Annotated in this window: 9 protein-coding genes and 1 tRNA gene; 6 read left to right on the top strand and 4 right to left on the bottom strand. The window is 69.6% G+C overall.

All coding sequences use genetic code 11. The features are described from left to right. Nucleotides 1-3: 3 nt before the first annotated feature. The 3 genes from Q0L11_RS03960 to Q0L11_RS03950 form a co-directional block, all read right to left on the bottom strand. Nucleotides 4-78: transfer RNA gene (locus Q0L11_RS03960), tRNA-Val, on the bottom strand. A gap of 33 nt (nucleotides 79-111) precedes the next feature. After that, nucleotides 112-822 carry a phosphoglycolate phosphatase gene (gene gph / locus Q0L11_RS03955; RefSeq protein ID WP_296595551.1) on the bottom strand — a complete coding sequence of 237 codons (711 nt, stop codon included), beginning with the start codon at nucleotides 820-822 and terminating at the stop codon, nucleotides 112-114. Beyond that, the gene (locus tag Q0L11_RS03950; protein ID WP_296595550.1) at nucleotides 812-3,070 is read right to left on the bottom strand and encodes a transferrin receptor-like dimerization domain-containing protein; all 2,259 of its coding nucleotides are present in this window, start codon (nucleotides 3,068-3,070) and stop codon (nucleotides 812-814) included. Before Q0L11_RS03950 ends, gph begins: the two co-directional genes overlap by 11 nt. A 109-nt stretch (nucleotides 3,071-3,179) precedes the next feature. On the opposite strand from Q0L11_RS03950, the gene glmU reads away from it, so the two are divergent. The 6 genes from glmU to Q0L11_RS03920 all read left to right on the top strand — a co-directional run bounded on the left by glmU (nucleotide 3,180) and on the right by Q0L11_RS03920 (nucleotide 10,778). Next, nucleotides 3,180-4,529 carry a bifunctional UDP-N-acetylglucosamine diphosphorylase/glucosamine-1-phosphate N-acetyltransferase GlmU gene (gene glmU / locus Q0L11_RS03945; RefSeq protein ID WP_296595549.1) on the top strand — a complete coding sequence of 450 codons (1,350 nt, stop codon included), beginning with the start codon at nucleotides 3,180-3,182 and terminating at the stop codon, nucleotides 4,527-4,529. Continuing rightward, entirely contained in the window at nucleotides 4,526-5,212 is a 687-nt protein-coding gene (rpiA, locus tag Q0L11_RS03940; RefSeq protein ID WP_296595548.1) for a ribose-5-phosphate isomerase RpiA, read from the top strand. The genes glmU and rpiA overlap by 4 nt, the downstream gene beginning before the upstream one ends. Before the next feature lie 10 nt (nucleotides 5,213-5,222). Beyond that, nucleotides 5,223-6,608 (top strand): glutathione-disulfide reductase, encoded by a 1,386-nt coding sequence (gene gor, locus Q0L11_RS03935; RefSeq protein WP_296595547.1) that lies wholly within the window; start codon nucleotides 5,223-5,225, stop codon nucleotides 6,606-6,608. A gap of 25 nt (nucleotides 6,609-6,633) precedes the next feature. Next, nucleotides 6,634-7,854, top strand: coding sequence for an O-antigen ligase family protein (locus tag Q0L11_RS03930; protein ID WP_296595546.1), 1,221 nt, complete (start codon nucleotides 6,634-6,636; stop codon nucleotides 7,852-7,854). 46 nt (nucleotides 7,855-7,900) lie between these two features. Then, complete coding sequence (locus Q0L11_RS03925; RefSeq protein WP_296595545.1) at nucleotides 7,901-9,280, top strand: class II 3-deoxy-7-phosphoheptulonate synthase; 1,380 nt, start codon at nucleotides 7,901-7,903, stop codon at nucleotides 9,278-9,280. A gap of 142 nt (nucleotides 9,281-9,422) precedes the next feature. Beyond that, nucleotides 9,423-10,778: an MATE family efflux transporter gene (locus Q0L11_RS03920; RefSeq protein ID WP_296595544.1), complete on the top strand. Its 1,356-nt coding sequence runs from the start codon at nucleotides 9,423-9,425 to the stop codon at nucleotides 10,776-10,778. Here Q0L11_RS03920 and Q0L11_RS03915 read toward each other — a convergent pair. Further along, nucleotides 10,775-11,376, bottom strand: a 602-nt coding sequence (locus tag Q0L11_RS03915) for a cobalamin biosynthesis protein CbiG (protein WP_296595543.1), incomplete at its 5' end; no start/stop codon positions are given. The two genes, Q0L11_RS03920 and Q0L11_RS03915, sit on opposite strands and share 4 nt — an antisense overlap.

Raw genomic sequence — 11,376 nt, 5'->3', positions numbered from 1 at the left:
AAATGGTGGATGCGACAGGGATTGAACCTGTGACCCCCTCGGTGTGAACGAGGTGCTCTCCCGCTGAGCTACGCATCCGCCGGCACGCCTCGCGGCGCGGGAAGGCGGGGGCTATAGCCGACCGAAACCGTCCCCGCAAGCGCCCAGGAGCCGCACGCACGCCTCGGTGAGTTCATCGAAGCTGTGGATGAGGATATCCGGGTGAAGATCGGCCGCGGGGATTTCCGTGTAGCCGAAACTGACCAGGATCAGACCGGCCTTCGCCGCCTTCGCCGCACCGGCGTCTGTGGCGGCGTCACCCACCATGATCGTGCGCCGGATGTCGCCGCCGACGGCGTCGACGGCGGCCTGCAGATGGCGTGGGTCGGGCTTGATGGCGGGGGCGGCGTCCGCGCCGATCACCGCCTCGAAACGATGGGCGAGGTCGAGGCCGGCCAGCAGGCTCTCGGACAGGCCGGTCAGCTTGTTGGTGCAAACGCAAAGCTTCGCGCCGCGCGCCTTTAGGACGTCCAGCGCCGCCTCGCACCCTGGGAAGGGGCGGCTCTCGTCGGCGATGTGGGCCTGGTAGTGTTCGATGAACCGCTCGAACAGTGGCTGGACGCGAGCGGGGTGCAGATGTTGGCCCGCCGCTTCGAAGCCGCGTTCGATCAGCCACCGCGCGCCGCGGCCGATGAAAGGGCGGGCGTCCTCCAGCGGCTGGGGCGGCAGGCCCTCTTCCTTGAGCAGCACGTTGAGCGTGCCGATCAGGTCGGGCGCGGTGTCGACCAGGGTGCCGTCGAGGTCGAAGGCGACGACCGCGCCCTCCAGGGGATCAGCCGCCATTGATCACCGCGGTCGCGGCGTCCAAGCCGGACGCGTAGTCGCTGAGCGCCTCTGCGGTCAGGCCGATGTAGGCGGTGGCGTCGTCGAAGCGCCGCTCCTCGATGGCCTCGCGGATCCCCGGCAGGGTCTTGGCGCCGTAGCCGGTGAAGCGCCCCGGCGCGTAGATCATGTTCTTGTAGTACGGCCGGAACGGCAGGCCCTTGTCGCGCAGCAGCCGCTGCTCCTGGGCGATCAGCAGCGTGCCGAGCTGCTTCTTCTGGGCGGCCGAAAGCCCGGCGCCCTTGGCGGCCAGCGCTCCGTCGAAGGCCGCGGCGCTGGCCTTGAGCTTCGCCACCGCTCCGTCCATGGGCGCGAAGTCGAGCTTGGGCGAGGCGGCGAGGGGTGAGGGGTCGCCGCGCGGGATCGTGGGATCGTCGGCCAGCTTGTAGGCGCCAGACGCCAGCAGGCGGGCGCGGGCCGCCGCCTGGTCGCGGGTGGCGTCCGCCAGCTTCTTCACCTCGTCGAGGTAGCCCGACACCGTGTCGGCGAAGTCGCCGTAGCGCTGCACGGTCGTTTCGGCGTCCGCCATGCGCATGACCAGACGGCCCGTGTACTTCGCGAGGGCGCCCGCGTAGGCGTGACCGGGATCCACGAAGCGGCTGTGGTGCTCGTAGGTGTCGTAGGCCGAGTGGTAGACGCCGCCCGAGTCGCCTTCGCCGCCAAAGCCGACGTTCAGCGAGGCGATGCCGAGGTTCTGCAGGAAGGTGGAGTAGTCCGAGCCCGAGCCCAGTGGGTCGATCGGCAGGTCCTTGGCCGGATCGGCGGCGATCTTGCCCAGGGCGACCGCGCGGGGGTTGGCCCCCGGGGCCTCGGCCTGCACGGCGAGGCCGGCGCGGAGGCGATCCCGCACCGACACGCCCGTCTGCGGGTCCTTCACGTCGGCCGCCACCTCGTTGACGAAGTGCTGCAGCCCGTGGCTGCCCCCCACGTCCAGGAAGCCGCGGCTGTTGGAGTCGGAGTTGATGTAGACGACCGCCTTCTTCTTCAGCTCGGCGGCATGGGTCTCGGCCCATTCGGTGGAGCCCAGCAGCATCGGCTCCTCGGCGTCCCAGCTCGTGTAGACGATCGTCCGCTTGGGCTTCCAGCCGGCCTTGACGAGGGCGCCGAGGGCCTTGGCTTCGCCCATCATGGCCACGTGGCCGGAGAGGGGGTCGCTGGCGCCGAACACCCACCCGTCGCGGTGGTTGCCGCGCACGATCCACTCGTCCGGCTTCTCCTTGCCTTTCAGGGTGGCGACCACGTTGTAGGCGGGCTTCAGGCTCCAGTCCGACACCACCTTGAGGTGGACCTTCGCCGCATCCCCGCCGCCGGTGTGATAGGTGATCGGCAGGCCGCCCCGGAACGAGGGAGGCGCGACCGGGCCGTCCAGCGCCTTCAGCAGCACCTGGGCGTCGCCGTACGACATCGGCAGGGTCGGGATCTTCAGGATGGTCTCGGCCTGCTCCCGCGGCACGCGCTTGGCGTCCTTGCTGGATCCGTAGCCCGGAGTGGTGGGATCGCCTGGGAAGGCAGTCATGTCGGCGACGGAGCCCCGCTGGAAGCCTTGCGGCGGGCGCGCCGCGCCTTTCGGATAGACGTCGTCGGTCGAATAGCCGTCGTCGCGCGGGTCGGAGTAGATGATCGCGCCGACCGCGCCGTGTTCCTGCGCCAGCTTGGGCTTCAGGCCCCGCCAGCCCTGGCCGTAGCGCGCGATCACGATCTTGCCCTTCACCGAAACGCCGAGGCGTTGCAGGGCGTCGTAGTCGGCGGGCATGCCGTAGTTCACGTAGACCAGCGGGGCGGTGACGTCCCCGTCGCCCTGGAACGCCACATAGGCCGGAAGCTGGTCCTTCGTGCGGCTGGAGCTCTCGTCGCCGGGCACGGGAGCCTCGTTCAGCGTGGCCTTGAACGGCGCGCCGGCGCCGTTCACCAGTTCGACCGCCACCTCCTTGGGCGTCGGATAGAGCACCCAGGCGGTCTCGATCTTGGCGTCCCAGCCCCAGGCCTTGAACTGGGCCAGGGTCATGTCGGCGTTCGCCTTGTCGTGCGCCGAGCCCACATGGTTCGGCTCCGCCGCCATGGTCTTAAGCCAGCCGCCCATCTCGGCGTCGCTGATCATCCCGTCGAATTTCGCTTCGAGCGCGGCGTCCGCAGATTGGGCGGCGGCCGGAGCGAGCGTGACCAGCGCCGCGGTGGCGAGAAGGGCGGCGAGACGCGAACGCGTTTTCATGGAGACTCCCCCGAAGGACGGCGCGGAAGCTAGCGCGCGGTCGCGCGGCGCCACAAGGCTTGCTAAGCGGATGGCTGAGAAGACTCAGCGACCTGACCCGGAGCCCCGAATGACCGCTAGAGCCGCCGTGATCATGGCCGCGGGCCACGGCACGCGGATGAAGTCCCGGACGCCCAAGGTTCTGCACAAGGTGGGCGGCCGCACGCTGCTGGACCGCATCATCGACACGGTGCAGGCGGCCGGCTGCGAGCGCATCCACGTGGTGGTCGGGCCTATCCCGGAAGTGCGCGACCTGGTCGTCCGGCGCCTGGGCGAGCAGGCGGTGGTGGTGCAGGACCCGCCGAAGGGCACCGGCCATGCGGTGATGTGCGCCGAGGAGGCGCTGGCCGACTTCAACGGCGACGTGCTGGTGGTCAACGCCGATCCGCCGCTGCTGCAGGCCCAGGACCTCGAGCCGCTGTTCGCCCTTAAGCACGCCGGCGCGTCGCTCGCGATCCTGGCGTTCGAGCCGGTGGACCCTCTGCTCTACGGCCGCGTGATTCGCGGCGCCGACGGGCACGTGATGCGCATCGTCGAGCCCAGCCAGGCCAGCGATACGGAAAAGCAGGTGCGCTTGTGCAACGCCGGCATGTACCTGGCCGGCCGCATGGACCTGTTCCGGTGGCTCTCGCGCCTGACCGACGACAATCCGAAGAAGGAGTATTTCCTGACCGGCATCGTCGCCGAGGCCGTCGGCGAGGAGAAGCTGGTCCGTGCGCACACCGCGCCCGAAACGGCCGTCATGGGCGCCGACACGCCCATGCAGCTCTCCCAGGCCGAAGCCGAGTTCCAGAGGCGCCGCCGCGCGCACTTCCTGGCCGAGGGCGTGGCGATGACGGCGCCCGAGACCGTCTTCTTCGCCTGGGACACTGAGATCGCGCCGGGGGCAACGGTCGAGCCCTATGTCGTCTTCGCCCCGGGCGTGAAGGTGGAGACCGCCGCCGTGATCCGCGCCTTCAGCCACCTGGAGGGCTGCGTGGTGCGCGAGGGGGCGCTGATCGGCCCGTACGCGCGCCTTCGGCCCGGCGCCGACATCGGCGAGGACGCCCACATCGGCAATTTCGTCGAGGTGAAGAAGGTGGCGGTGGGCAAGGGCGCGAAGGCCAACCACCTGAGCTACCTGGGCGATGGCACGGTCGGCGCGGGCGCGAACATCGGCGCGGGCACGATCTTCTGCAACTACGACGGCTTCTTCAAATACGACACCCACGTGGGCGAGGGGGCCTTCATCGGATCGAACTCGGCGCTGGTCGCGCCGGTGACGATCGGGGCCGGCGCCTACACCGGCTCCGGTTCGGTGATCGTCGAGGACGTGGCGCCCGACGCCCTGGCCATCGGTCGCGGCAAGCAGGTCGAGAAAGAAGGCTGGGCGGCGACATTCCGCAAGAAGATGATCGCCGCGAAGGCCGCCAAGAGGTGAGCGACGCCGACGCCCAGAAGCGGGCCGCGGGCGAGGCGGCCGCGGCGCTTGTGCGGGCCGGCATGGTGGTCGGGCTTGGCACGGGATCGACCGCCGCATGGTTCGTTCGTGCGCTGGCGGCTCTCAAGCTGGATATCGTGGGCGTGCCGACGTCGCAGGCCACCGCCGACCTGGCGGCAAGCCTGGGGATCCGGCTCGGCGAGCTCGGGGAAACCAAGGGCATCGATCTTACCGTCGACGGGGCTGACGAGATCGGTCCGGGTCTCTCGCTGATCAAGGGCGGTGGCGCGGCCTTGCTGCGCGAGAAGCTGGTGTGGGAAGCCTCGCGCTCGTGCGTGGTGATCGCCGACGCGGCGAAGTCCGTCGAGGCGCTGGGCAAATTCCCGTTGCCGATCGAGGTGGTGGCTTTCGGCCACAAGACGACGGCCAACCGCATCTGCGACGCCTTGGCTGAATGCGATCTCGACATCGTGCCGATACTCCGCCGCAAGGCCGGTGAGCCGGTGAGAACCGACGGCGGCAACCTTATCTATGACGCTCACTGCGGCCGGATCGAGGAACCTGCGGCCCTGGCGGCGGCGCTGAAAAGCGTGACTGGCGTCGTGGACCACGGCCTCTTCCTCGACCTTGCGGACCGCGCCCTGATCGGCACGCCGGATGGCGTCGTCGAGCTCGAACCCTAAGGAGTCCCCTGTGGCGGACTACGACTACGATCTTTTCGTCATCGGCGCCGGCTCGGGCGGCGTTCGGGCCGCGCGGGTGGCCGCCATGGGCGGCGCCAAGGTGGCCGTGGCCGAGGAGCACCGCGTCGGAGGCACCTGTGTCATCCGCGGCTGCGTGCCCAAGAAGTTCATGGTCTACGCCTCTGAATTCTCGAAGGCCTTCGAGACCGCGCGAGGTTATGGCTGGGAGATCGGCGAGGCCCGGTTCGACTGGTCGCGCTTCCTGATGGACAAGGACAAGGAGATCGCCCGGCTGTCGGGGATCTACGTACGCAACCTCCAGAACGCCGGCTGCGAGCTGGTGCATGGCAAGGCGCGCCTCAAGGACCGCCACACGGTCGAGGTCGAAGGCGTCGGAACCGTCACGGCCGGCAAGATCCTGATCGCCACGGGCGGACGCCCCTGGATGCCGACCGACCTGCCGGGCGTGGAGCACGCCATCACCTCGAATGAGGCCTTCCACCTCGAGCAGCTTCCGAAGCGCATCGTCATCGCGGGGGGCGGCTATATCGCCCTGGAGTTCGCCTGCATCTTCAACGGCCTGGGCGTGGACACAACGGTGGTCCACCGCGGGCCGAACGTGCTGCGGGGCTTCGACGACGACATCCGCATCCACGTGGCCGAGGAGATGAAGCAGGCCGGCATCAAGGTGATGCTGGGCAGTCAGCACGCCCGCATCGAAAAGACCGCGAGTGGCCTCGTCAGCCATTGCACCGGCGGCCACAGCATCGAGTCCGACGTGGTGATGTTCGCCCTGGGCCGCGAGCCGTACACCGAGGGGCTGGGGCTGGCGGAAGCGGGCGTCGAGCTGGCCGAGAATGGCGCGGTGAAGGTGGATGGCTTCTCGCGCTCCAGCGTCGACAACATCTGGGCCGTCGGCGACGTGACGAACCGCATCAACCTGACGCCGGTGGCGATCCGCGAGGGCGAGGCCTTTGCCCGGACCGAGTTCCACGACACGCCGATGTCGTTCGACCACGAGATGGTGGCCGCCGCCGTCTTCACCCAGCCGTCGGTGGGCACTGTGGGCCTGGCCGAGGCCGACGCGCGCCGCCAGCATCACGGCAAGGTGGATATCTACATGGCGAAGTTCCGCGCCATGAAGGAGACCTTCTACGGCGGCCAGCAGCGCACCCTGATGAAGCTGGTCGTCGAGCAGGGCAGCGAAAAGATTCTCGGGTGCCACGTGGTCGGGCCCGATGCGCCCGAGATCATCCAGATGGCCGCCGTGGCCCTGAAGATGGGCATCACCAAGCCCCAGTGGGATTCCACCTGCGCCGTGCACCCGACGCTCGCCGAGGAACTGGTGACCATGCGCGAGAAGCACGCGCCGCCGGCGCTCGGCCAGGTCGCATGATCCGGGGCTGGGGGGAGCCGGGTCGTTGACCGCATCCGCGCCAGGGCAGGTGGCAGCGCGCCCATCGTGGCGCGCCGTCGAGGGCGGCGCCTTCGTGTTCGCCGCCGCCCTGACGCCGCTCTTCGCCTGGCTGGGGCCGCTGGGGTTCGCGCCTCTGCTCGGGCTGGTCGGTCTGCTGTGCCTGCCGTCGCTGCGGATCGGCCTGCGGGAGGCGCCGCTGGCGGTCGTCCTGTTGGCGGGCGTGGCCTGGGCTGCGTTCTCAGGCGTCTGGAGCGCGCACCGCCCGGCCGAGATCGAAGACAGCGTCGCGCTCAAGCTTTTGCTGCAGTTGCCGCTCTACTGGGCTGCCTGGGCCGGCGCCCGGCGGGCCGAGCCGACCATGCGCCAGCGGGCCCTACGGGTGCTCGCGTGGGGCCTGGCGGCCTACGGCGCCTTGCTCCTGGTCGAGGCCCTCACGGGGGCTGCGATCTATCGCGGCCTGCGCGACCTGTTGCACGACCCCATCCGGCCCGATCTGGGCCGTAAGAACGTCGCGCAGGGGAGCTTTGTCCTGGCGTTGCTTTGGCCGGTGGCGGCGGCCGGAGGCTTTCGCGCGGGCGCCCCAGCTTGGCTGGCCGTCCCGATGGCGGCCGGCACGGCGCTTCTGGCGCACAACTTCCTCTCGGACGCTCCGGTGCTGGCGGTGGGGCTCGCACTCTTCGTCGGAGGCGTCGTGTGGCTCTGGCCCCGCTCGGCCCCGAAGGCGCTGGCCCTCGGCGCCGCCGCCCTCATCCTGCTGATGCCGGTGATCATCCTCGCCTGCCACCTGCTGGGCCTGGGCCAGCACCTGCCGGACTCCTGGGAGCAGCGGATGGGCTACTGGACCTACGCGATGCAGCGGATCGCCGAGCATCCGTTCCGCGGCTGGGGCCTGGATTCAAGCCGCGCCTTCAGCCCTCACATCGTCCTGCATCCGCACAACGGCGCCCTGCAGGTCTGGCTGGAGCTGGGGGCCGTGGGAGCGGTCGCGGCGGCGCTGGCCTGGGCGTTCGCGTTCCGCCGGCTGGCGCGGGACGAGCGCAGCCTGATGGCCGCCGCCACGGCGGGCTCGGCGGCAGTCTACCTCTTCTTCGGCCTCGTCAGCTTCGGCGCCTGGCAGGAGTGGTGGCTCGCCTTGGCGGCCCTGGTCGCCGTGATCGCGGCCCTTGGGGAAGGCGTCGAGACGCCTCACGGTGTGGGCATCGACCTTCGCCGCCGTTCCGAGTAAAGACCCCCGGCCCGCCGAACGAGCGGCGGTTCCGAGTGCAGACACCATGACCGAACACTGGACGCCCGCCTCCTGGAGAGGAAAGCCCGCCAAGCACATTCCGGCCGACTACCCGGACATGGCCGAGCTCACGCGTGTGGAAGGCGCCCTTCGGAAGATGCCGCCCCTGGTGTTCGCAGGCGAGGCCCGCCGTCTCAAGAGCCTGCTGGGCGACGTGGCGGCCGGCAAGGCCTTCCTGCTCCAGGGGGGCGACTGCGCCGAGAGCTTCAAGGAGTTCGCGGCCGACAACATCCGCGACACCTTCCGCCTGATCCTGCAGATGGCGGTGGTGCTGACCTTCGCCGGCGGCAAGCCCGTGGTGAAGGTGGGTCGCATGGCCGGCCAGTTCGGCAAGCCTCGCTCGTCGCCCGTCGAGAAGATCGGCGACGTGGAGCTGCCGTCCTATCGCGGCGACAACATCAACGGCATGGAGTTCACGCCCGAGAGCCGCACGCCGGATCCGCAGCGCCTGCTCCAGGCTTACAGCCAGTCGTCGGCCACGCTGAACCTGCTGCGCGCCTTCGCGGGCGGCGGCTATGCCGACCTCTACAACATCCATCGCTGGACGCTGGGCTTCGTCAACGACAGCCCCCAGGGCGCCCGCTACAGCGAGCTCAGCGAGAAGATCAGCGAGGCGCTGACCTTCATGGCGGCGATCGGCGTCACGCCCGAGACCCATCCCGAGATGCATCGCGTCGAGTTCTTCACCAGCCACGAAGGCCTCCTGCTGGGCTTCGAGGAGGCGATGACCCGCGTCGATAGCACCTCCGGCGAATGGTACGACACCTCGGCTCACCTGCTGTGGATCGGCGAGCGCACGCGCCAGCTGGACGGCGCCCACGTCGAGTTCTTCCGCGGCATCAAGAACCCCATCGGGGTGAAGGTCGGTCCTACGCTGGACGGCGACGAGCTGAACCGTCTCATCGACGCGCTGAACCCGAAGGACGAGGCTGGCCGCCTCACGCTGTACGGCCGCTTCGGCTACGACAAGATCGAGGATCGCCTGCCGGCGCTGCTGCGCGCGACCAAGGGGCGGAACGTGGTCTGGGCGACCGATCCGATGCACGGCAACACCCTGACAGCCACCAACGGCTACAAGACGCGCCCGTTCGACCGCATCCTTTCCGAGGTGAAGTCGTTCGTGGACGTCTGCAAGGGCGAGGGGACCCATCCGGGCGGCGTGCACCTGGAGATGACCGGCCAGAACGTCACTGAGTGCCTGGGCGGCGCGCGCGCGCTGGCCGAAGGTGACCTTGCCGACCGCTACCACACCCACTGCGATCCGCGGCTCAACGGCGAGCAGGCCCTGGAACTCGCGTTCCTGGTCGCCGAGCGGCTGAAAGACGATCGGGTGGACCTGTCGCACCGCGCGGCGGTGAACATCTGACGGCGCGGCGTCCCGCTGCGGCTCCGGTTGTGCTTTCGGAGCCACGTCGGGTGATCGACGATTGGTGAAGGCCAAGCTGGGCTTGCCGGCTTTTGACGGCGGCGCCAGTCTCCGCGCCTCTTTGAAAACCGGAACCTTCGCCATGGACCGCCCGGCGGCCCAGGAGACATCGCTCGTCCGCGCCGACCTGACCCAGCTCCTGACCCTGTCGGGGCCGGTCGTGATCTCACGCCTGGGCATCATGGCGATGGGCCTGTGCGACGCCATCGTGGTCGGCAATTTCTCAGCGCAGCAACTCGGCTATCACGCCCTGGCCTGGGCGCCGACCAGCGTGGTGCTGACCATGGCGGTCGGACTGATGACCGGCGTGCAGGTGATGACGGCACGGCGGATCGGGCAGGGGCGGCGCGACCTCACCGGCGCGGTGCTTCGGCGCGGCCTGGTCTACAGCTTCTGGATCGGCCTGGTCTCGACCGCGGTGCTGCTGGCGCTGGGCCCCATCTTCATCCGCTCGATCGGGCTGGAACGCGACCTCGCGGACGGCGCCAGCCGGGCGCTGCTCGTCTTCGCGCTGTCCCTGCCGGGCTACACGATAAGCGTTGCGGCCAGCTTCTGGCTTGAGGGCCTGTCGAAGCCGGGTCCGGCCGCCTGGGCCATGTGGGCGGCCAACGTCGTCAACCTGGCCCTCAACCTCCTTCTCGTGCCGGGCACGTTCGGCCTGCCGGCTCTCGGAGCAGTCGGCGGCGCCTGGGCCACGGCCGGGGCGCGGACCTTCCTGGCGCTGGCCATGCTGGCCTACATCGCCCGGATGCCGGAGGCGCGGGCGCTGGGCGTCTTCACGAAGCCCGAGCTCGACCGCGCCGCCAGCGTCGAACAACGCCGGATCGGCTACGGCGCCGGTGTCTCGAACTTCTTCGAGGTGGCCGCCTTCGCCAGCATGAACATCATCGCAGGCTGGATCGGCGGCCTCGCCGTCGCCGCCTGGGCCATCGTGCTGAACGTGGCCGCCATCGTCTTCATGGTTCCGCTTGGCCTCGCCACCGGCGCGGCGGTGCTGGTGGGCACCGCCTACGGCGCGCGCGACTTGGCGGGCGTGAACCGGGCCGGCGCCATCTGCTTCGTGGTCACGTTCGGCTTCGGGGTGTTGGTGTCGCTGGCGATCTGGCCCACGGCGCACCTGATCGCGCGCGGATACACGCACGACGCGGCCACCATCGCGATGGCGGCGCCTGCGCTGATCCTGTCGTGCCTGTTCTTCGTGCCCGACGCGCTGCAGGTGGTGACGGCCCAGTCGCTGCGCGCCCGTGGCGACGTCTGGCTCCCCTCCACCACGCACCTGGCCAGCTATATCGGCGTGATGATGCCGCTGGCCTGGTACCTGGCGATCCCGATGAAGATGGGGCTGGTCGGCATCACCTGGGCCGTGGTCGCGGCCAGCTTCCTGGCCTGCGGTTTCCTGCTGACGCGGTTCTGGGTGCTGAGCCGGCGGCCGCTTTAGGCCCCGGCGCCCAGGATCCAGCCTTCCTCACGCTCGGCGTCCAGCACGACATCGGCGGCGGTGTCCTTCGGCGGACCGAAGAGCGGCCCGAGCTTGTTGGCCTCGTCCAGGCGGGCAAAGTGCTCGGCGGTGGTGCGCACCTGGGTCAGGTCCTTCACCTCGCCGGGGGCGCCCTGCGGCTTCAGCATCGAGGGATAGACCTCGGCCATCACCACATCGACGCCTTCGAGGTCGGCCTCGGTCAGCGTCTTGAAGCCCGTCTCGAACGGCCAGGCCTTCACGGCATCATCCCCGCGGGTGAGCTTCAGGCGGCGCACGAAGGGGATGCCCAGGATCGCCTGACCGCCCACCGAGCCGTTGTAGTAGAGCTTCCAGATCGACGCGGCGCCCTTGGCCGCGAGGTCGGCGTGACGGAACTCCGGAAGGTCGCCTGGCCCGTGCTCGCGGGTGCGCTTCGGCTGCAGCGTGGTCAGGGCGTCCTTAGGCGGGCAGCCCCAGAAGGGGAACGGCCCGCCGGTCATCCGGCGGTTGATCTCGGAGCCGACGCCGAAGCGGTTGTTGGTGTTGTCGGCCTTGTCCTTGACCATCTTGTTGAGCT

It is taken from the genome of Phenylobacterium sp. (assembly GCF_024508875.1).
In the GTDB taxonomy this organism is placed as follows: domain Bacteria; phylum Pseudomonadota; class Alphaproteobacteria; order Caulobacterales; family Caulobacteraceae; genus Phenylobacterium.
The sequence above is the reverse complement of the archived record's forward strand: the minus strand, read 5'-3'. Positions and strand labels throughout refer to the sequence as shown.